Annotated in this window: 13 protein-coding genes; 8 read left to right on the top strand and 5 right to left on the bottom strand. The window is 66.7% G+C overall.

The genetic code is table 11. From position 1 onward, the window contains the following. Positions 1–3: 3 nt before the first annotated feature. Positions 4–897 (bottom strand): hypothetical protein, encoded by an 894-nt coding sequence (locus tag ACQR2C_RS29910; RefSeq protein WP_434882730.1) that lies wholly within the window; start codon positions 895–897, stop codon positions 4–6. A gap of 238 nt (positions 898–1,135) precedes the next feature. Here ACQR2C_RS29910 and ACQR2C_RS29905 point away from each other — a divergent pair, with 238 nt between their 5' ends. Together ACQR2C_RS29905 and ACQR2C_RS29900 are read left to right on the top strand one after the other, a co-directional pair. Then, positions 1,136–3,535 (top strand): membrane-bound PQQ-dependent dehydrogenase, glucose/quinate/shikimate family, encoded by a 2,400-nt coding sequence (locus tag ACQR2C_RS29905; RefSeq protein ID WP_434882729.1) that lies wholly within the window; start codon positions 1,136–1,138, stop codon positions 3,533–3,535. Between the two features lie 244 nt (positions 3,536–3,779). Next, entirely contained in the window at positions 3,780–5,843 is a 2,064-nt protein-coding gene (locus ACQR2C_RS29900; protein WP_315800604.1) for a putative bifunctional diguanylate cyclase/phosphodiesterase, read from the top strand. A 13-nt stretch (positions 5,844–5,856) separates the two neighbouring features. Here ACQR2C_RS29900 and ACQR2C_RS29895 read toward each other — a convergent pair whose 3' ends face one another. Beyond that, a complete protein-coding gene (locus tag ACQR2C_RS29895) occupies positions 5,857–7,038 on the bottom strand; it encodes a substrate-binding domain-containing protein (RefSeq protein ID WP_434882728.1) in 1,182 nt (393 codons plus the stop codon). A 185-nt stretch (positions 7,039–7,223) separates the two neighbouring features. On the opposite strand from ACQR2C_RS29895, the gene ACQR2C_RS29890 reads away from it, so the two are divergent. Continuing rightward, positions 7,224–7,667, top strand: a complete 444-nt coding sequence (locus ACQR2C_RS29890) for a MarR family winged helix-turn-helix transcriptional regulator (RefSeq protein WP_315735215.1) — start codon at positions 7,224–7,226, stop codon at positions 7,665–7,667. Between the two features lie 313 nt (positions 7,668–7,980). Then, complete coding sequence (locus tag ACQR2C_RS29885) at positions 7,981–9,888, top strand: acyl-CoA synthetase (protein WP_434882727.1); 1,908 nt, start codon at positions 7,981–7,983, stop codon at positions 9,886–9,888. Between the two features lie 170 nt (positions 9,889–10,058). Here the strand turns inward: ACQR2C_RS29885 and ACQR2C_RS29880 are convergent, their stop codons facing one another. Continuing rightward, entirely contained in the window at positions 10,059–11,090 is a 1,032-nt protein-coding gene (locus tag ACQR2C_RS29880; protein ID WP_434882726.1) for a glycerophosphodiester phosphodiesterase, read from the bottom strand. A 219-nt stretch (positions 11,091–11,309) separates the two neighbouring features. Here ACQR2C_RS29880 and ACQR2C_RS29875 point away from each other — a divergent pair, with 219 nt between their 5' ends. Together ACQR2C_RS29875 and ACQR2C_RS29870 are read left to right on the top strand one after the other, a co-directional pair. Then, entirely contained in the window at positions 11,310–12,608 is a 1,299-nt protein-coding gene (locus tag ACQR2C_RS29875; RefSeq protein ID WP_434882725.1) for a flavin-dependent oxidoreductase, read from the top strand. A 72-nt stretch (positions 12,609–12,680) separates the two neighbouring features. After that, positions 12,681–13,802, top strand: coding sequence for a glycoside hydrolase family 3 N-terminal domain-containing protein (locus ACQR2C_RS29870; RefSeq protein ID WP_434882724.1), 1,122 nt, complete (start codon positions 12,681–12,683; stop codon positions 13,800–13,802). Between the two features lie 277 nt (positions 13,803–14,079). Here ACQR2C_RS29870 and secA read toward each other — a convergent pair whose 3' ends face one another. After that, positions 14,080–16,932: a preprotein translocase subunit SecA gene (gene secA / locus ACQR2C_RS29865; protein ID WP_434846549.1), complete on the bottom strand. Its 2,853-nt coding sequence runs from the start codon at positions 16,930–16,932 to the stop codon at positions 14,080–14,082. A 392-nt stretch (positions 16,933–17,324) separates the two neighbouring features. Between secA and ACQR2C_RS29860 the strand changes: the two genes are divergently transcribed. Next, on the top strand, positions 17,325–18,242 hold the full coding sequence (locus tag ACQR2C_RS29860) for a peptidylprolyl isomerase (protein ID WP_434882723.1): 918 nt from the start codon (positions 17,325–17,327) through the stop codon (positions 18,240–18,242). Positions 18,243–18,494: 252 nt separating this feature from the next. Next, positions 18,495–19,736: a bifunctional glutamate N-acetyltransferase/amino-acid acetyltransferase ArgJ gene (gene argJ / locus ACQR2C_RS29855; RefSeq protein ID WP_434882722.1), complete on the top strand. Its 1,242-nt coding sequence runs from the start codon at positions 18,495–18,497 to the stop codon at positions 19,734–19,736. 61 nt (positions 19,737–19,797) lie between these two features. Here argJ and ACQR2C_RS29850 read toward each other — a convergent pair whose 3' ends face one another. Beyond that, on the bottom strand, positions 19,798–21,126 hold the full coding sequence (locus ACQR2C_RS29850) for a TadE/TadG family type IV pilus assembly protein (protein WP_434882721.1): 1,329 nt from the start codon (positions 21,124–21,126) through the stop codon (positions 19,798–19,800). Positions 21,127–21,164: the final 38 nt, after the last annotated feature.

Here is a 21,164-nt window from a genome sequence, read left to right as displayed (position 1 = left end):
GCGTCAGGACCGATCGGCGCTCTGCTGGACGATGGCCGGTGGCGCGCCGGTCGCCTGCGCGCGATCCCGCGGCAGGTGATCATTCATCGCCGAGAGCGCGCACAGCGCCAGCGACCCCCAGACGGCAGCGCTGAAATACAGCGACATCCAGGCGATCTCTTCCCTCCAGTGCTCGAACTCGTGGGTGACGGTCCAGCGCGTGGCGGAGTCGCGCAGGCCGGCGAGCGGATGCAGCAGCGGCGTGCCGGCGGCGCGCTCGATGCGCCAGCGCTTCACATACATCGGGACATCGATCACGACGAGGAAGGCGAGATAGCAGGCGATGCCGACGAGGCCCGCGATCAGCAGGCCGCGCACCAGGCCGTCGAACTCCGGCAGCAGCCGGCCGAGCCCGATGCCGACGAGCAGGAAGGCCACCGCCCACAGCGAGTTCTCGATCGCGTTGTAGAGGAAATTCCGGGTGACGACAGCGTACCAGGAACAGATCTCGGCGATGACGATCAGCGGCACGATGATACGGGCCATGTTCACCGCGGTCTCGGCATCGGCGATGGCGCCGAGCTGCGCGAGGATGATGGCCCACTGTGCCGCGAAGGCGATCTCGGCGATGGTCGCCACGGTGCGGCCGACGAACACGCTCGACAGCCAACTGTCGACCAGGCAGATGCGCTGCACGTCGGCGCGCGGCAGCACCGAGCGGAAGGCGCAGCCGAACACATAGGCCGCCGACAGCGCCAGCATCGAACCGGTCTGGGACGCCTGCCCCGCCGAACTGCTGCCGCCGTTGAGCTGGCGGTACAGGATGAACCAGAACACGATGTTGGCGAGGCTGACGAGCGTCAGCATCGCCCACCACAGGGCGACCGGGTTCGACAGGGCTCGCGACTGCGCACGCATCCGGGCACTCCAATTTTCATGTGAACGACATGGGATCGTATTAATTTCGTCATGGAGCGGCAACCCGTTCCGGCCACGGAAGGCGCGCAAAAGGCCGTGTGCCGGGAGGGAGGTCGGCGACCGCGCGGCGGCCCCATCCCGTGCCCTGCACGGCCAGGAACTTCCGCCCTTCCTCGCCGTTCATGACGCGGCTGCGGCGTCGCGCCGCGGCCTGTCATCATCAGCCTGGAGCCGCGCAATGGCCGCAGCCCGCCATCTGCAGCGCGCGCCGCTGCTCACCTTCACCGCGATCGTTGTCGGCCTGATGGGCCTCGCGCTGCTCGCCGGCGGGGCGTGGCTCGCCGCGATCGGCGGCTCACCGTATTACCTGGTCGCAGGCCTCGCGCTGCTGGTCGTCGCGGTGCTGCTGTGGCGGCGGCATGCGGCGGCGCTGTGGATCTACGCGGTGCTGCTGCTGGGCACGATGATCTGGGCGATCTGGGAGGTCGGGCTGGATTTCTGGTCGCTGGCGCCGCGCGGCGACGTGCTGGTGCCGCTCGGCGTCTGGCTGCTGCTGCCATTCATCACGGCGCATCTGGTGGGCGACATGCGCGCGGCGCGCTGGGGGCTCGTGGCCGTGCTTGCGGTGGCCGTGGTCGTGCTCGGCGCCTCCCTGCGCGGCGATCGTTTCGGCGCCGATGGCGCGCTGCCGCAGGCCGCGGCGGCGACGGCCGGCACCGATACCGCGCCAGCCGAGGCGCAGGCGGACTGGACCGCCTATGGCGCGACCAATTTCGGCACGCGCTTCTCGAGCCTGAAGCAGATCACACCCGACAATGTGAAGACTCTCAAGCTCGCCTGGGAATTCCGCACCGGCGACCGCAAAGGGCCCGACGATCCCGACGAGTTCACCAACGAGGTCACGCCGCTGAAGATCGGCGATCTGCTCTACACCTGCTCGCCGCATCAGATCGTGTTCGCGCTCGATGCCGCCACCGGCAAGCAGCGCTGGAAGTTTGATCCACAGATCGAACATCACAAGAATTTCCAGCACATGACCTGCCGCGGCGTGGCCTATCACGAGACCAAGCCGGGCGCGGTCGACGTGTCAGGCGCGGCGGCCCCGACGGAATGCGCCAGGCGCATCTTCCTGCCGACCAATGACGGAAGGCTGTTTGCGCTCGACGCCGACAGCGGCAAGCCATGCGAGGGCTTTGGCGAGCACGGCCAGATCGATCTCAAGGCCGGCAACGAGATCACCACGCTCGGCTTCTACGAAGGCACCTCGCCGCCGGTCGTCACCGACAAGGTCGTGATCATGGCCGGCGCCGTGATCGACAACTACTCCAACAAGGTGCCGTCGGGCGCGATCCGCGGCTTCGACGTCTACACGGGCAAGCTGCTGTGGGCGTTCGATCCCGGCAATCCCGATCCCAACGAGATGCCGTCGGCCACGCATCACTTCACGCCGGGCTCGCCGAACGGCTGGAGCGTCGGGGCGGCCGACGAGGCGCTCGGCCTGGTCTACATCCCGCTCGGCTCGAGCTCGCCGGACATCTGGGGCGGCAACCGCTCGGCCGACAACGAGCGCTATGATTCGGCGCTGGTGGCGCTCGACATCGCCACGGGAAAATTGCGCTGGTCGTTCCAGAATGTGCATCATGATCTGTGGGACATGGACATGCCGTCACAGCCGAGCCTGGTCGACATGCCCGGCAAGGACGGCGTGGTGCCGGCGATCTACGTGCCGGCCAAGACCGGCAACATCTTCGTGCTCGATCGCCGCGACGGGCATCTGCTGGTCCCCGCGCCGGAGAAGCCGGTGCCGCAGGGCGCTGCGCCCGGCGACCGGCTGTCGCCGACACAACCCTTCTCCGAACTGAGCTTCCGGCCGCGAAAGGAGCTCTCGGGCGCGCAGATGTGGGGCGCGACGATGTTCGATCAGTTGGCGTGCCGCATCATGTTCAAGCGGCTGCGCTACGAAGGGCCGTTCACGCCCCCCTCCGAGCAGGGCACGCTGGTCTATCCCGGCGATTTCGGCATGTTCGAGTGGGGCGGCATCGCCATCGATCCCGTTCGGAAGATCGCGATCGCCAATCCGCAGTCGATCCCGTTCGTGTCGCGGCTGGTGCCGCGCGGCAAGGACAATCCGGCCGAACCCAACGCCGCGCATCCGCCGGGCACCGAGCTCGGCGTGCAGCCGATGTACGGCACGCCCTACGGCGTCTCGCTTGGCATCTTCCTGTCGCCGCTCGGCATCCCCTGCATGGCGCCGCCCTGGGGCAGTCTCGCCGCCATCGACCTCAAGACCAACGCGATCGTCTGGCAGCACCGCGTCGGTACCATCCGCGACCAGGCGCCGCTGCCGCTGCCGTTCAAGCTGGGCGTACCGATGCTCGGCGGCCCGATGGTCACTGCGGGCGGCGTCGCCTTCCTGACCGGCACCATGGACGACTACATCCGCGCCTTCGACGTCAAGGACGGCCGCCTGCTGTGGCAGGACAGGCTGCCGGCCGGCGGCCAGTCGACGCCGATGACCTACGAGGCCGGCGGCAAGCAGTATGTCGTCACCGTCGATGGCGGCCACGGCTCGTTCGGCACCAAGCTCGGCGACTATGTGCGGGCCTACGCGCTGCCCGGCAACGTCGCCAGCAAATAGTCCCGCGTGTTCCAGCTCCGCAAAGAGTCGCGCATGGCGTTGGCAGTTTCGTCACGATGTCCCAGGTTCCATGGCGAAACCCAGCGCCGGCGGCCGGCGGCTTAATCATCGGCTGTCCGACCTCGTGCATGACTCGGCGCGGGCAGAGGTGCTGCCCGCGTTGACGCTTCGCTAACCGCGATTCCGCGCGCGCCAAAACCCGTCCCGCCGCGGAGCGTAGCTGGCTGCGTGAGGTAAATTGCCGATGTTGACGATTCTGTCCTGCCTGCCCGCCGATCATGATCTGCGCTACGTCGCCGCCGCGCTGCTGGTCTGCGTGCTCGGCTCCCTGCTGTCGATGCGGCTGCTGGCGCGCGTCCGCCGCAACACCGGCCTGCGACGCTTCCATCTGCTGTTCCTGGCCGGGCTGGTCGCCGGCGGCACGGTCTGGACGACGCATTTTGCCGCCATCCTCGGCTATGACGCATCCGGCAACCGTTCGTTCGAGGCGGGACTCACGTTCGCTTCGCTCGGCCTCGCCGTGGTGTTTTCCTGGCTGGGCTTCTTCATCACCACGCGAACGCAGCGCGGCCCGCTGATCGAGGCCGGCGGCGCCGTGTTCGGGCTGGGCATCGCCGCGATGCATTACACCGGCATGGGCGCGCTCAATCTCGACGGCATCCGAACCTGGCACGCGCCGGCGATCTGGCTCTCGGTCGCGCTGGCGACGGGCTTCGGCGCCGTCGCCGCCAACCGCATCGCCCGTCCCGTCACGCGGTTCTGCAAATATGGCAGCTCGCTGGCGATGGTGCTCGCGATCCTGAGCCTGCATTTCACCGGCATGGCTGCGCTGACCTTGGCGCCGATGGCCGGCATCGACGCGCCCGTGCAATCGCTGTCCGACAGCGTGATGCTGATCAGCATCGTCACCGGCATCGGCCTGATCATGGCGATGGCCGCCTCGGCCTATATGATCGATCTGCAGGCGGCGCAGGAGGCTGTCGAAGGCTATCGGCAGCTCGCGTTGCAGGATCCGCTGACCGGCTTGCCCAACCGCAACGGCCTCGGCCATCGGCTGGCGCCGCTGCTGACCGACGGCGACGAGACGGCGCACCTGGTGGTGCTCGCGATCGACCTCGACCGCTTCAAGGACATCAACGACGCGCACGGCCATGCCGCGGGCGATGCCGTGCTGACGATGATCGCTCAGCGTATTGCATCGACGCTGCAGCCCGGCGAGTTCCTGGCGCGGATCGGCGGCGACGAGTTCGTCGCGGTCAAGAGCGAGATCTTCGCGCGCACCGAGGCGGCGAAGTTCGCCGAGCGGATGCGCACGCTGGTGCTGGCGCCTGTCGAGTGGGAGGAACGCAGCCTCTCGGTCGGCTGCAGCATCGGCATCGCGCTGCATCCCGACCACGGCCTCACCGCCGACGAGCTGCTCACCCGCGCCGACCTCGCGATGTACCGCGCCAAGAGTCTCGGCCAGGGCAAGATCTGCACCTATGAGCCGTCGATGGACGAGGCCAGCCGGCGCCGCGCCGAGCTCGCCATCGACCTCAAGCGCGCGCTGGTGCGCAACGAGTTCGAGCTGCACTACCAGGTGCAGAACGACACGCAGAGCGGCGGCATCATCGGCTTCGAGGCGCTGCTGCGCTGGAATCACCCGGTGAAGGGCCGCGTGCCGCCGAACGATTTCATTCCGATGGCCGAACAAACCGGGCTGATCGTCGACATCGGCGACTGGGTGCTGCGCACCGCCTGCGCCACCGCCGCGAGCTGGAGCCAGCCGTTCAAGGTCGCCGTCAACGTCGCGCCGATGCAGCTCAACCACGACCTGCCGAAGCGCGTCGCCGAGGTGCTGCGCGAGACCGGATTGGCGCCGGAGCGGCTGGAGATCGAGCTGACAGAAACGGGCATCATCGCCGACCGCCAGCACGCGCTACAGGTAATGCAGGCGCTGAAGGCCATCGGCGTCACGGTGGCGATGGACGATTTCGGCACCGGCTACTCGTCGCTGTCGACCTTGCAGGTGTTTCCGTTCGACAAGATCAAGGTCGACAAGAGCTTCATCCAGTCGGTCGAGACCAGCGTGCACGCCGCGGCGATCGTCAAGGCGACCCTGCTGCTCGGGCGCAGCCTCAACATCCCCGTGCTGGCCGAGGGCGTCGAGACCGAGCAGCACCTCGCCTTCCTGCGCGAGGAGGGCTGCAGCAGCGTGCAGGGCTTCCTGTTCGGCAAGCCGATGCCGCAGGAGGCGATCAGCCGGATGATCCGCGACGTGCCGACAGCGCCGGCGCGCGCGCCTGCCAAGAGCGCTGCGGCTGCCTGAGCAGGCGGACGTCTCAGAAAGTTCGGATGATCTTGAAATCGAGCCCGTCGGCCGCGGCGAGATGCATCGCCATGCCGGCGCGGCCCTGCCGGATCGTCACCTCGCCGCGCGCGCCGGAATAGACGATGTTGCGGCCGGCGGCAGCGAGCGGTCGCAGGGACAGCGAGCCGGCGCGCTCGGCGGCGGCCTTCAGGAAGCGCAGGCCCTCGTAGTTCGACTGGCCGACCGATCCGACCGGCGGCGCTTGGGCGCCAAACATGGCGGTGTAGCGGCTCATGAACGCGTCATTGGCCTTGGAGCCGATGCAGCTGAAATAGCCGGAAGAGGTATACAGATTCTCGGTGTTGTCGGCGCCGATGCCGAGCAGCACCGTTTCGTCCACCGCGCCGGCGAGACGCAGCGTGGTCGCGGCGAGGCCCGACTCGCCGAAGGCGCGGTTGAAGGTGATGCTGTCGGTGCCGATCAGCGAGACCAGCACGACATCCGGCCGGGCGGCGCGGATGCGCGCCAGATGCGCCTGGTGATCATCCTCGCCCACCGGCACGAACTCCTCGCCGACCACCTGGCCGCCGGCCTCGGTGATGTAGGTCTTGGTCTGAAGATGCGACTGCCACGGCCAGACATAGTCGCTGCCGATCAGGTACCAGCGCCGGGCGCGCTTGTTCTCCGCCAGCCAGTGGATGGCAGGGCGCGTCTGGCTGTGCGGCGTCTCGCCGATCGCCATCACGCCGGGCGTGCGCTCGCCGCCTTCATAGACCGGCGTATACACATAGGGGATGCGGCCGCGGGTGAGCCGGCGCAGCGCCAGCCTGACCGCGCTGATATGCGAGCCCGTCACGACGTCGATATCGTCGAATTCGAGGGCATCCCTGGCGCGCTCGGCCACCTCGGCCACCGGGCCGCCGGAATCGTAGAACGACAATTCGATCTCGCGGCCGAGGATGCCGCCGCGGCGATTGATCTCGGACACCGCCAGCAGCGCGCTGTTGGTCGCGGCCGGCCCCCAGATGCCGGGCGAGCCGGAGAAGGTGAGGAAGTTGCCGATGCGCAGCCGGCTCCGGGAGCCGCGCCGCTGGAGATGGTCGGGATCGAAGGGGGCGAGTGCAGGAAGGCCGGCCCGCCGGGGCGGGCTCCTGAACAGCAGGGATGGCGGCAGACCGAGACGCCCGGCCGTGACGGATCCTGTCGAGAGCACACCCACTCCTTGGCCGCAACCGTGTCTGGCCCATTGTGGGCCGGCGGTCATACGCCGTCAAAATCAGCACGCGTTCGGCAAATATCCTATTCGAAAATGTTGAATGTTCAAGAATTGGGATGCATATAGATCGGGCAGCAACTGCCGGACATTCATTCAAGCCGGGACCGCAAGCGAAGTTCATCGTGGCCAAACCGCCCCATCCCAACACCCCCCTCACCGAACATCTCGCCTATCTGCTCGCGCAGGCCAACCGGGAGATCAACCGGCAGCTGGAATCGCGCCTCAGCACGGAAGGCGTGCCCGTCGAGCAGTGGCGCATCCTCAAGGTGCTCTCGGACGGCGAGGGACACTCGATGGGCGACCTCGCCGACGCGGTGCTGCTGAACCACCCGACCCTGACCAAGATGATCGACCGCATGGTGTCGGACTCGCTGGTCTACCGTCGCCAGGACGCCCACGACCGCCGCAAGGTGCTGATGTTCATCAGCGACCATGGCAAGGCGCTGTGCAAGCGGCTGAACTCGCTGGCGGCCAGCCAGGAAGCGCACATCCTGGAGAACTATGGCGACAAGGCCACCGGCGAGCTGAAGCGGCTGCTCGAGAATTTGATCGACGCGGCGAGCTGAGGAGGCGCTGCTTGAACGATCGATTCGCGGTGCGCGTTAGTGCGCCGCCTCCCCTTGTGGGAGAGGGCGCTGTATCGCACAGCGCATGGCGGGGCTCGATCCGGGTGAGCGACAGCGCGCTTCTCCCCAACTAACGCTGCAGCGCAGCGTTGCTGCGACAATTCTCCCGGAGTCCCCAATCATACCGGGATAGACGCAAGACGAATCCTCGCTCATCCTGTCCTCTCGCGATCGCGACAAACGGGCCACAGAGCCCGCGCGCGATCACCGGCCGCATCGGCCGGACGAGGACACGACACCGGGAGGACAGGCCATGGGCATTCATCTGCTCGATCGCGCCATCGGCAGCGACTATCCGACATTCGCCAGCACCGCTGACATCCGCGCCTTCGAGCAGACGCCGTATGATGAACGCATCGCCGCGCGGAGCACCTATGAGGCGCTGAAATGCGGCGCGTCTGCCAATCCGGACGCGCCGGCGATCCAGTTTCTGCAGAATGCCGATCCCGCCGATACGCCGGTCGTGATCTCCTATCGCGACTTCGTCGCCAGGGTGACGCAGGCCGCGAACATGTTTCATGCGCTCGGCGTCGGCCCCGACGACGTCGTCAGCTTCATGCTGCCTCTGGTGCCGGACGCGTTCGTCACGCTGTTCGGCGCCGAGGCGGCCGGCATCGCCAACCCGGTCAATCCGCTGCTCGAGCCGCACCAGATCGCCGAGATTCTCGATGCCGCCAAGACCAAGGTGCTGGTGGCGCTCGGTCCCCTGCCCGGCACCGACATCTGGCAGAAGGTGGAGAAGGTGCGCGGCGGCCTCAAGCACCTCAAGGCGATCGTGCAGGTGCATGGCGGCGGCGGTGATCCTGCCAACGGCATTCATGCCTTCAACGATTTGATCGGGCCGCAGCCGAGCGATCATCTGGTCAGCGGCCGGCGGATCAAGGCGAGCGACACCGCCGCCTATTTCCACACCGGCGGCACCACCGGCACGCCGAAGCTGGTGCGCCACAGCCATGGCAATCAGGTCTATCAGGCCTGGGGCGTCAACCTGATCCTGAAGGCCAAGCCCGGCGGCACCCTGCTGTTCGGCATGCCGCTGTTTCATGTCGGGGGATCGCTGACCCAGGCGCTGCAGACGCTGTCGGCGGGCGGCTGCCTCGTCGTGCTCTCCGGCGCCGGCTGGCGCAATCCGAACGCGGTGCGCAACATCTGGGGCCTGGTCGAGCGCTTCAAGCCGGAGACGCTGTCGAGCGTGCCGACCGTGCTGGCGGCGACGCTCGCGGTGCCGCAGGGCGATGCCGACATCTCCAGCCTGCGCTACGCCGCAGGCGGCGGCTCGGCGATTCCGGTCGCGGTCGGACAGGCGATCATGGACAAGCTCAAGCTGCCGGTGATCGAAGTCTACGGCATGACCGAGACCGCGAGCGTGCACACCATGGCCTATCCGGACCAGCCGATCCGGCTCGGCTCGGTCGGCCTGCCCCTGCCTTACGCCAAGGTGCGGATCGTCAAGCTCGACGCCGATGGCCGTTACGAGCGCGATTGCGCACCGGATGAGATCGGAGTCGTCATCATGGCCGGGCCCGGCGTGTTCTCCGGCTATCTCGACGACGTCCACAACAAGGGCGCCTTCGTCCAGGGACATTGGGTGAACTCCGGCGATCTCGGCCGGCTCGATGCCGACGGCTTCCTGTGGATCACCGGCCGCGCCAAGGATCTCGTGATCCGCGGCGGCCACAACATCGATCCGGCGCCGATCGAGGAGATCCTGTTCCAGCATCCCGCCGTCGGCTTCGCCGCGGTGGTCGGCCAGCCCGACGCCTACGCGGGTGAACTGCCGATCGGCTATGTCCAGCTCAAGCCGGGCGCGAGCGTGCAGCCGGGCGAGCTGGAGGACTGGGTGCGCGCCCGCACGCCCGAGCGTGCCGCGGTGCCGGTGCAGATCATCCCGATCGATCCGATGCCGGTCACGGGTGTGGGCAAGGTGTTCAAGCCGCAACTGCGCTGGGACGCCGCGACGCGGGTGTTCACAGGCGTACTGAAGCAGCTCACGGATCGCGGCGTCGATTGCAGCGTCAAGGTCGGCCCACATGGCAGCCACGGCAGCATCGCGATGGTGACCTTGCGCAACGTGCCGGCGGAGAGCCGCGAGGCGATCGCGAACGAGGTGCACACGCTGCTGGCGCCGTTCGTGATCCGGCATGAGGTGGTGATGGGTTGAGCTGAGCGGCTCAATCTCGCCGACCGCCCGCAGTCGCGACGAATCCGGAATGACGAGATGGTCTTCGCGTTCTCAGCTCACGATTCCGGATTCGAGTCCTCCCGGCAAAGCGCTCCGCGATTGCCAAGAGGACTTGCCGCGGAATGCCCCTGCAAGGTCGTTGGCCACGATCACTTGGCTGGCGGCTTCGGTTCGGAGGAGTGCAGATGCAGCATACCACGCAGCTTCACCAGACCTTTTTGCATGGCGACGGAACGCAACAGATCCGGACGATCTGAAATGATGCCGTCGACACCGCCATCGATGAGCCGCGCCATGTCCTCGGGCTTGTTAACGGTCCACACCACGACGCTCAGCCCAAGCGCATGCGCTTCGCCGATCAGCTCCGGCGTGATGTCGGCGAAGTAGGGCGACCACACCTTGCCACCCGCCGCGTGAATCGTCCGCGGCAGCGAGCCGCCGTGATCGGCGGGGTCAAAGCCTGCGGTCCAGCGCGTCGCCTGGGTCAGCGACACGTTCGGCGCCTTGCCGTGCTGTATCGTCAGATACACGGTTGGAATGGCGGGCGCGCGCTGCTGCACCAGCTGCAGGGTGCGCCAGTCGAACGACTGGATCATGACCCGGCCCGAGAACTGCTCTGTATCGATCAGATCGAGCAGCAAAGTCACGAACCGCTGCGGGTCCGGCGCCTCCGCAGGAAAAGCAGGATCGAGCTTGGTCTCGATGTTGAGACGCACATGCTCGTTGCCTGCGCGCCGCACGAGGTCGATGACCTCCTTCAACGTCGGAATTCGCCGTACCGAAGGATTCGTGCCGGACGGGGCCTGCTGCTCCGGAAACTGCTTGGCGTAGTCGCTGCCGGGACGGATCTGACTGACATCGTAGGACTGCACATCGGCCAACGGCAACTCGATCAAGAGCGGTCCGGGCGGCGCAACGTAGTTGCCGGCCGCGTCACGCGCGAGGTCGGGATGGAGCCGCCGCTCGTGCGACACCACGAGGACGCCGTCGCGGGTGACGCCGACGTCGAGCTCGAGCGTATCGACACGCCAGAGCAGTGATGCTGCAAAGGCCTGCAGCGTGTTCTCCGGAAAAAGGCCGCGCCCGCCGCGGTGAGCCTCGATATCGAAGGCCAGCGCCGGGCTCGCGACGCCGGCCAGCAGGAGAGCCGCCCAAAGGCAGAAAAAAAATGAGTGTCGCATGGCACCAGCCTACCACGGCGGCGCGGATTGCCCATTCCCCTTGTCTCCGCCGGCCTTCTGAACTAGGCCTTTTCCCTTCAGACCGGCAGACAATGCCGGCCGTGGATCGAGGGGAGGCGATCCGCGCGCGCTGCAGTGCCGCGCCCGCGTCCCCTTGGCCGTTCTTCGAACCTTGTTTCCCGAGTTCACGCGCGACGGACCATGCCCAGGACCATGCCCATGACCGACCTCCCTGTCATCATCGCCGGCGGCGGCATCGGCGGCCTGGCGACGGCGCTGACCCTGCAGCAGATCGGCGTGCCCTGCATCGTCCATGAAAGCGTGCGCGAGATGCGGCCGCTCGGCGTCGGCATCAATTTGCAGCCCAATGCGGTGCGCGAGCTCTACGACCTCGGCATCGGCGCTGCCGATCTCGACCAGGTCGGCGTCCCCGCGAAGGAATGGGCGCTGGTCGGGCTGAACGGCAACGACATCTATTCCGAGCCGCGCGGCCTGCCCGCCGGCTACGACTGGCCGCAATATGCCGTGCATCGCGGCAAGCTGCACATGCTGCTGTACAGCCGGCTGGTGGAGCGTGCCGGGCGCGACGCCGTGCGGCTCGGCAGCCGCGTCACTGGATATGACAAGAATGCCGATGGGTCGGTGATGGCCCGCGTCGAGCATGCCGACGGCTCGCGCTCCGAGCGGCGCGGGCGGCTCCTGATCGGCGCCGACGGCATCCACTCGGCGATCCGGGCGCAGATGCACCCCACGCAGCCACCGATCCATTGGGGCGGCGCGGTGATGTGGCGCGGCGTCACCCGGGCGAAGCCGATGCGCACCGGTTCGTCCTTCGTCGGGCTGGGCACCCACCGCCATCGCGTCGTGGTCTATCCGATCTCGCATCCTGACCCGAAGACGGGGCTGGCGCTGATCAACTGGATCGCGGAAGTGACGATGGACAACACCGAGGGCTGGAAGCAGACCGGCTGGTTCCGCCAGGTGCCGGTGCAGGAGTTTGCGCATCACTTTGCCGGCTGGACCTACGACTGGCTCGACGTGCCCGCGCTGATCGCCGGCGCCGACGGCGCCTACGAGAACCCGATGATCGACCGCGATCCGGTCTCGACCTGGGTCGACGGCCCCGTGGCGCTGATGGGCGACGCCGCGCATGCGATGTATCCGACCGGCTCCAACGGCGCCAGCCAGGCGATCGTGGACGCGCGCGTGCTCGGCGCCTGCCTGCTGGTGCATGGCGTGACGCCCGCCGCGCTCGCGGCCTATGACGAGAAACTGTGCGCCCCGATCTCGCAGGTCATCCTGCGCAACCGCGGCGCCGGACCGTTCGGCCTGCTCAATCTGGTGGACGAGCGTTGTGGCGGGACGTTCACCGATATCGATGACGTGATCCCGCCGGCCGAACGCGACGCGTTCATGGCCGGCTACAAGAAGGCGGCCGGCTTTGCGATCGAGCAGCTGAACGCGGCGCCGCGGACGATTGCGGAAGGGGCAAAGGTCGGCGGTCTGGCGACGATCTGAGGCCTGCGGTCAGCGACGTGATCTGAACCGGTGAACCTGAGTCGCCGAAACAGCCGCCAAGCGGGGATCGCCATGCTCCGACGATTTGGTCGACGGTCCCTGGCGGCCGCATTCCTGACGCTGACGGGTCAGACCGGCCTTGCTGCCGACTGCAGCAAGAGACCGGCAACCGCGCAACTGGTCGGCCCGATGATCATGGCCGGTTTCTTCGGGACCAAGACATCGGATCCGGGATTTCAGCAAGTCCTGTCCGATCTCGAGGAGGGGCTGATCGGCGGCGTCGTCATCCTCGGCCGCAACGTCGGAACATCGGACGATCTCACCGCGATGATCGACCGGATCCGATCATGCAAATGCGCGTCTCCTCCGTTCATCGCCATCGACGATGAAGGAGGTTCGGTCGAGCGGCTCGGATCGAATGTCGGCCTTGCGGAAACACCGTCGGCCGCAGAGGTCGCTCGCGGCTCCATCACGGCGGCGCGAAGCGCTTACACCGCGCTCGCCGAGAAGCTCGCGACGCTGCACATCAACATAAATCTCGCGCCGGTGGTGGACCTCAACACCAACCCGTCGAACCCGGTCATCGGGCAGCGGCAACGCAGCTATGGGGCCGACTCCGACGCCGTCGTGCGCTATGCGGCGGCGTTCATCCAGGCGCACCGAAAAAAAGGCATCCTGACGGTGCTCAAGCATTTTCCCGGGCATGGATCATCGACCGCCGACAGCCATGCCGGCATTGCCGACGTCACAACCACCTGGTCACCGGCAGAGTTGAAGCCGTACCGGCGGCTGATGAGGCGAGGGCTCGCCGGGGCGATCATGGTCGGACATCTGGCCAATTCCCGGCGATGGGGCGGCGTTGCCACCCAGAGCGACGGACATGCGATCGATCGCCTGCTGCGCCGCGACCTCGGCTACGACGGTGTGGTGATGACGGACGATCTCGCCATGAAAGCCATCCTCGATGCCAAGCCGCCGGCCGCCGCCGCCATCGACGCGGTCAAGGCGGGCGCGGATATCATCATGTTCACCAAATTGAGCGACGCGGATCAGACCTCCGACGTCGGCCGCGAGATCAATCGCGCGCTGACCGCCGCCGTCTGCTCCGGCGAGCTCAAGGCCGGCAACCTGCAACGCTCCGCCGCGCGCATCCGAAAGTGGACGTCGGGCTGGACGCAGCACGGCCGCTCGTAAGCACAGCATCACGCGCGCGTCGCCGTGCGCTGATCTCAGCCCCATGCTGCCAGCAGGTGTGAGGCGGCATGCTGGAGCGAGCAGTGTGCGCAAGCACGCCGGCCTGCGGTTATGGATCCCGGCGTTCGCCGGGATGACGGCGGTGGGTTCGGCACACAGCTCGATGAACAGCGTCATTGCGAGCGCTGCGAGGCTATCCAGAGTCGCGGGCGGGACTCTGGATTGCTTCGCTTCGCTCGCAACGACAATGGAGAGACCGCCGCGCGCAGACCCGCGCCTACGCGTACTTCCCGTGGCAGTGCTTGTACTTCTTGCCGGAGCCGCAGGGGCAGTCCTCGTTGCGGCCGATCTTGCCCCAGGTGGCGGGATCGTTCGGGTTGCGCGCTTCGGCCGGGACCGGAGCTGCACCTGACGACGGCACGAGCGACACGTTGGCGAAGGCCATCTCGTCCTCGCCGGTGTTGGGATCAGCGTGGTGCGCCTGCATCGGCGGCAGCACCTGCTGCTGCTCCTCCGGCGGCACGATCTCGACCCGCATCAGCTGCGCGGTGACGGCCTCGCGCAGATGCGCGATCATGGCCTCGAACAGCGTGAAGGCTTCCGACTTGTACTCCTGCAACGGATCGCGCTGGCCGTAGCCGCGCAGGCCGATGACCTGGCGCAGATGATCGAGCATCACCAGGTGCTCGCGCCAGAGATGGTCCAGCGTCTGCAGCAGGATCGTCTTCTCGACGTAGCGCATCACGTCGGGGCCCCATTGCGCGACCTTGGCGGCCATGCGCTCATCGGCGTGGGTCTCGATGCGCTTGAGCAGCTCCTCGTCGGCGATGCCCTCTTCCTTCGCCCATTCATCGACCGGCAGGTCGAGGTCGAGCACGCGCTTCAGCTCCTCCCTCAGGCCGGCGACGTCCCACTGCTCGGCATAGGCATGCTCGGGCACGTGCTTGCTGACGAGATCGTCGATGAAGGCATGGCGCATGTCGGTGATCGTTTCGACGACGCTCTCGTCCTGCATCAGCTCGACGCGCTGGTCGAAGATCACCTTGCGCTGGTCGTTCTGGACGTTGTCGAACTTCAGGAGGTTCTTGCGGATGTCGAAGTTGCGCGCCTCGACCTTCTGCTGCGCCTTCTCCAGCGCCTTGTTGATCCAGGGATGGATGATGGCCTCGCCTTCCTTCAGGCCGAGGCGGGTCAGCATGCTGTCGAGCCGGTCGGACCCGAAGATCCGCATCAGATCGTCTTCCAGCGACAGGAAGAACTTGGAGCGGCCGGGGTCGCCCTGACGGCCTGAGCGGCCGCGCAACTGGTTGTCGATGCGGCGGGATTCGTGCCGCTCGGAACCGATGATGTAGAGGCCGCCCGGCTTGGTCACGGTCTTGGCGGGCTTGGAGCCCTTGGCCGGCTCGATCTCGACCGTCTCCTCGGCCTTCAGCACGATCTCGCGGAAGCGGGCGATATCGGCCTTGATCTGCTCGATCTTGGCGGCCTTCTCGGCCTCATCAGTGATGCCACCGGTCTCCTGCTGGATGCGCATCTCCAAGGAGCCACCCAGCTTGATGTCGGTGCCGCGGCCGGCCATGTTGGTCGCGATCGTGATCGCGCCGGGCACGCCGGCTTCCGCCACGATATAGGCTTCCTGCTCGTGAAAGCGCGCATTCAGCACCGCGAACAGTTTTGCGGGCTTGCCGGCACGGGCCGCCGCATAGAGCTTGTCGAGCGCGCGCTCGCTGCCGAAATCGATCTGCTTGTAGCCGTGCTGCTTCAGGTAGGCGGCCAGCACCTCGGACTTCTCGATCGAGGCGGTGCCGACCAGCACCGGCTGCAGGCGCGAATTCGCGCGCTCGATCTCGGCGAGGATCGCGGCGTATTTCTCCTGCTGGGTGCGATAGACCTCGTCATCCTCGTCGAGACGCGCGACCGGCAGGTTGGTCGGGATCTCCAGCACCTCGAGCTTGTAGATGTCGAACAGCTCGTCGGCCTCGGTGGCGGCCGTGCCGGTCATGCCGGCGAGCTTGGCGTACATGCGGAAGTAGTTCTGGAAGGTGATCGAGGCCAGCGTCTGGTTCTCGGGCTGAACCGGCTGATGCTCCTTGGCTTCCAGCGCCTGGTGCAGGCCTTCCGAATAGCGCCGGCCCGGCATCATGCGGCCGGTGAATTCGTCGATGATCACGACCTCGCCGTCGCGGACGATGTAGTCCTTGTCGCGGGTGAACAGCGTGTGTGCGCGCAGCGCCTGGTTGATGTGATGGACGACGGAGACGTTCTCGACGTCGTAGAGCGAGTCGCCCTTGAGCTGGCCGGCGTCACGCAGCAGGGTCTCGATCTTCTCCATGCCGGCTTCGGTGAGCGTCACCGTGCGCTGCTTCTCGTCGACCTCGTAGTCGGTCTTGTCGAGCTTCGGCACGAAGGTGTCGATGGTGTTGTAGAACTCCGAGCGATCGTCGAGCGGGCCGGAGATGATCAGCGGCGTGCGCGCCTCGTCGATCAGGATCGAGTCCACCTCGTCGACGATCGCGAAATAGTGCCCGCGCTGGACCATGTCCTCCAGCCGGTACTTCATGTTGTCGCGCAGGTAGTCGAAGCCGTATTCGTTGTTGGTGCCGTAGGTGATGTCGCAGGCATAGGCCGCCTTGCGCTCGGCATCGTCGAGGCCGTGCACGATCACGCCGGTGGTCAGGCCGAGGAAGCCGTAGATCTGGCTCATCCAGCCGGCGTCGCGGCGGGCGAGGTAGTCGTTCACCGTCACGACGTGGACGCCCTTGCCGGCCAGCGCATTGAGGTAGACCGCGAGGGTCGCCACCAGCGTCTTGCCTTCGCCGGTCTTCATCTCGGCGATGTCGCCCTCGTGCAGCACCATGCCGCCGATCAGCTGGACGTCGAAATGGCGCTGGCCGAGGGTGCGCTTGGAGGCCTCGCGGACGGTGGCGAAGGCCGGGACCAGGATATCGTCGAGGGTCTTGCCGTCGGCGAGCTGCGTCTTGAACTCCTCGGTGCGCGCCTTGAGCTGCTCGTCGGTCAGCTTGGCGAGCTCCGGCTCCAGCGCGTTGATGGCGTTGACACGGGACTGGTAGCCCTTGACGCGACGGTCGTTGGCGGAGCCGAATAGCTTACGGGCGAGCGCGCCGATCATTGCTGAAATCCTGCCTCTATGGGGTCTGCGTAGCAGCCGTAACTCGTGGTTTGGGTTTGCTGTTCCCGACGTGATGCACCGCAGCACCCGCGCCAGCCTCGACCTTCGGCGCCGGGCGGCGTCCGCCAGATGAGTGGGAGACAGGCAAACCAGGGTTCAACGGCCAAAAACGCAGCAAAATAAGCGCTATCGCCCTTGAAGCGACCGGGGAGAGATATGGCTGGGGGGGAACGTTGTCAACGGCGCCCGACGGCGGGCCGTCGCCGCCAACATGTCGCCGATTTCACGAAATTGACAGACTTTTCGCGTTGCCAAGGCCCGGCGATTGGGCGAGTGTCCCGGCCGCCCTGAGGCCTCCCCCTCGAGCCCCCTCTTCTCAACAAGGATTTTCCATGACCACGTCGTTCCCGGTTACGAAAACCGGCCTGCGCCTCGGCCTTGCCACCGCTCTCGCCGGAAGTCTCGCGTTGTCCCTGCTTGCCGCGCCCGCACGCGCCGCCGACGATGCCAACCCGGTGCTGGCCAAGGTGAACGGCGCCGAGATCCGCAAGAGCGACGTGACGCTCGCCGAGGAGGAGCTCGGACAGAGCCTCGCGCAGATGGATCCGGCGACCAAGGACGAGAACGTGCTGTCGTTCCTGATCGACATGAAGCTGGTCGCCAAGGCGGCCGAGGACAAGAAGGTCGCCGACACCGAGGAGTTCAAGAAGCGCCTCGCCTTCACCCGCAACCGGCTGCTGATGGACAGCCTGCTCGCCACCGAGGGCAAGGCCGCGACCACCCCGGACGCGATGAAGAAGGTCTATGAGGAGGCCGCCAAGCAGATCGGCGGTGAACAGGAGGTCCACGCCCGCCACATTCTGGTGGAGACCGAGGACGAGGCCAAGGCCGTCAAGGCCGAGCTCGCCAAGGGCGCCGATTTCGCCGAGCTCGCCAAGAAGAAGTCCAAGGATCCCGGCGCCTCGGACGGCGGCGACCTCGGCTTCTTCACCAAGGAGCAGATGGTGCCGGAATTCGCCAACGTCGCCTTCTCGCTGGAGCCGGGCAAGATCTCCGATCCGGTGAAGACCCAGTTCGGCTGGCACGTCATCAAGGTCGAGGAAAAGCGCAGCCGCAAGCCGCCGGAGTTCGACCAGGTCAAGGGCCAGATCGAGACCTACGTCACCCGCAAGGCCCAGGCCGACTACGTCGGCAAGCTGCGTGAGGCCGCCAAGATCGAGCGCCTGGACAAGCCGGCCGCGACCGACGCGGCCAAGCCGGCGGATGCCAAGCCCGCCGATGCAAAGCCGGCCGATCCGGCGAAGAAGTAAGCGGCATCGCCACTTGGCTTGAGACGCGACATACTCACGTCATGAACAGCGTCGTCCCCGCGAACGCGGGGACCCATACCGCGTGATGCCTGAAACGGGCATGCGGCCGATACCGCGGATCACGACTAAATCCTGTGGTTATGGATCCCCGCGTTCGCGGGGATGACACCGTGGGAGTTGCAAGCCTCTCCCGTATCATTGGCTGAGATGATACAGAGCGCTTCCCGCTCATCCCTGCCGGAAGCCTCTCCGATGTCCTCAGCCGTCTCCCCGCTCGCCCCCACCGATGTCCCCGACATGCCGGCGCTCGCCGGCGTCAAGCTCGCGACTGCGGCGGCCGGCATCCGCTACAAGAACCGCACCGACGTGCTGCTGGTGCTGCTCGATCCCGGCACCACGGTGGCCGGCGTGTTCACGCTGTCGAAATGCCCGTCGGCGCCGGTCGAATGGTGCCGGGCCAAGCTGAAGGGCGGCAAGGCGCGCGCGCTGGTGGTGAACTCCGGCAACGCCAACGCCTTCACCGGCAAGACCGGCAAGCAGTCGACGGCGCTGACGGCGGCCATCGCCGCCAAGGCGGTCGGCTGCAAGCAGGACGAGATCTTCCTGGCCTCGACCGGCGTGATCGGCGAGCCGCTGGATGCGACCAAATTCGACGGCGTGCTCGAAGGCCTCGCCGGCACCGCGGCGCCCGAGGACTGGATGGGCGCGGCGCGCGCCATCATGACCACCGACACCTTCCCGAAGGTGGCCACCGCCACCGTCAAGCTCGGCAAGGCCAGGGTGACGATCAACGGCATGGCCAAGGGCGCCGGCATGATCGCGCCGGACATGGCGACGATGCTGTCGTTCATCTTCACCGATGCGCCGATCACGGCGCCGGCGCTGCAGGCGCTGCTCAAGGCCGGCGTCGAGGACACCTTCAACGCGGTGACGATCGACGGCGACACCTCGACCTCCGACACGCTGCTCGCCTTTGCCACCGGCGCCGCCGCGGCGAAGGGCGCACCGAAGATCAGCCGCGCCAGCGACCCGCGCGCGAAAGCGTTCGTCAAGGCATTCAACGCCGTGCTGGCCGACCTCGCCGAGCAGGTCGCCCGCGACGGCGAAGGCGCGCGCAAGCTGGTCGAGATCATCGTCGAGGGTGCCAAGAGCAAGCCGTCGGCGCGCAAGATCGCGATGTCGATCGCCAACTCGCCGCTGGTCAAGACCGCGATCGCCGGCGAGGACGCCAATTGGGGCCGCGTCGTGATGGCGGTCGGCAAGGCCGGCGAGCCGGCCGACCGCGACAAGCTCTCGATCTCGTTCAACGGCATCCGCGTCGCCTCGAAGGGCGCGCGCGATCCGTCCTATGACGAGGCGGAAGTCTCCGAGGCGATGAAGGCGCAGAAGGTGCAGATCAAGGTTGCGCTCGGTCTCGGCAAGGGCCGCGACCGTGTGCTGACCTGCGACCTGACCAAGGAGTATGTCGCGATCAACGGCGACTACCGGTCCTGACTCCGCAACCGACCGCAATGGAGAAGCGCGCCGGGCCGGCGCGCTTCCGGGACAAAGCCGATCAGCTCGCGATCCGTGCGTCGGCGACCGCCTTCTGGAACAGCGCCTTCATCGCCTCCGCGATGCCCTGCGTCGGCGACACCTCGAAATAGAATCCGTCCGAGGCGCAGGCCTGCATCTTCTGCGCGATCTCGCTGTTCGGCGACGGACCGAACGGCCCCTTGTTGAAGGGATCGATCCAGCTCATGTACCAGCTGTTGGTCGGCAGCTGCAGATAGGTGGTGTAGAGCACGGCGATCTTGATGCCGCGGTTCTTGAGCGTGGTGCAGAGCGCCGGATTGATCGGCGACTGGCAGCGATTGCCGCTGGCCTTGGGCTTCAGGCAGGACGCGTTGCTTTCGTCCGCGACGCCGTCGGAGACGAAGAATAGGTATTTCAGCGGCGAGCCGGTGGTGCCGTCGCCGGGCGTGGCGATCTCGTTGTTGATGGCCGGGAATACCGAGGTGAACGGCGTGTCCTTGTCGGCCGTGTAGGCGTCATTGTTGCCGTAGACGCCCATCAGGTCGATGTTGCCCGCGGCGCTCTTGGCGCTGGACAGGCTCGACGACAGCGAGAACAGCGCCCGCAATCCGATCGTCTTCGACGCCGCGCCGAAGTCGTAGATCGCCATGCGGAACTGGTTCGTATAGGTCTGCGTCTGCTGCGCCGTATCCATCAGCTGCTGGGTGGCGCTGCGCAGCACGTCGATCCGCGTGGTGACGTTGAGCGTCTTGGCGAGGTTGTAGTAGTTGTTGGCGTCGTTGTAGTCGTGGCAGGCGAAGGCACATTTGTCGGAGGTCGCATTGACCATCTTGGTCACGTCCGCCGGCGTCGCCGCCACGCCCATCGACGGCGAATTGTCGAGCAGCAGGTAGAAATCGATGTATCGCGGCATCGAGGCCTTGGCCGTCGACGAGCCCTGCAGCGTCATGGTCTTGAAGCCGACGATGTTCATGAACATCATCGGCACGGTGGCCGAGAACGACACGGTGGCGGTCAGCACCGAGCCGGCCTTCTTCACCTCCGGCGTCAGGCTGGTCAGCGTATAGCCCGACGTGCCGGACATGTTGCCGTTGAAGATCTTCGCCGCGTCGTCGTTGCCGGCGGCAATCACGCCGTCCGAGGTCATCGTGCCCGCGGCGATGAAGGCCGGCGCGGTGCGGGACACTGCGCCGACCGAGGCGGCGTCGACCGCCGCCTGCAGCTTGGCGCGCATCTGGTTGGCGCGGCTGTAGTCGACGCCGCAGCCGACCGCGGTGATCAGCGGAACGCAGACGATCGCGAACGTCACTGCGACGTTGCCGCTGACGTCGCGGCGCAGGCGGCCGAGCAGGCTAGATAGAATTCGCATGAATGATGCCTAACAAACCATGAGGAGGCCACGGCGTT

It is taken from the genome of Bradyrhizobium sp. HKCCYLRH3061, assembly GCF_051168015.1.
Taxonomy (GTDB): domain Bacteria; phylum Pseudomonadota; class Alphaproteobacteria; order Rhizobiales; family Xanthobacteraceae; genus Bradyrhizobium.
The sequence above is the reverse complement of the archived record's forward strand: the minus strand, read 5'-3'. Positions and strand labels throughout refer to the sequence as shown.

Excerpts from the sequence above, each read along its gene's own strand:
- ACQR2C_RS29885 (WP_434882727.1), top strand. The coding sequence starts at position 7,981 with ATGGGCATTCATCTGCTCGATCGCGCCATCGGCAGCGACTATCCGACA.
- ACQR2C_RS29910 (WP_434882730.1), bottom strand. The coding sequence starts at position 897 with ATGCGTGCGCAGTCGCGAGCCCTGTCGAACCCGGTCGCCCTGTGGTGG.
- ACQR2C_RS29870 (WP_434882724.1), top strand. The coding sequence starts at position 12,681 with ATGCTCCGACGATTTGGTCGACGGTCCCTGGCGGCCGCATTCCTGACG.
- ACQR2C_RS29850 (WP_434882721.1), bottom strand. The coding sequence starts at position 21,126 with ATGCGAATTCTATCTAGCCTGCTCGGCCGCCTGCGCCGCGACGTCAGC.
- ACQR2C_RS29905 (WP_434882729.1), top strand. The coding sequence starts at position 1,136 with ATGGCCGCAGCCCGCCATCTGCAGCGCGCGCCGCTGCTCACCTTCACC.
- ACQR2C_RS29860 (WP_434882723.1), top strand. The coding sequence starts at position 17,325 with ATGACCACGTCGTTCCCGGTTACGAAAACCGGCCTGCGCCTCGGCCTT.
- ACQR2C_RS29900 (WP_315800604.1), top strand. The coding sequence starts at position 3,780 with ATGTTGACGATTCTGTCCTGCCTGCCCGCCGATCATGATCTGCGCTAC.
- ACQR2C_RS29875 (WP_434882725.1), top strand. The coding sequence starts at position 11,310 with ATGACCGACCTCCCTGTCATCATCGCCGGCGGCGGCATCGGCGGCCTG.
- secA (WP_434846549.1), bottom strand. The coding sequence starts at position 16,932 with ATGATCGGCGCGCTCGCCCGTAAGCTATTCGGCTCCGCCAACGACCGT.
- argJ (WP_434882722.1), top strand. The coding sequence starts at position 18,495 with ATGTCCTCAGCCGTCTCCCCGCTCGCCCCCACCGATGTCCCCGACATG.
- ACQR2C_RS29880 (WP_434882726.1), bottom strand. The coding sequence starts at position 11,090 with ATGCGACACTCATTTTTTTTCTGCCTTTGGGCGGCTCTCCTGCTGGCC.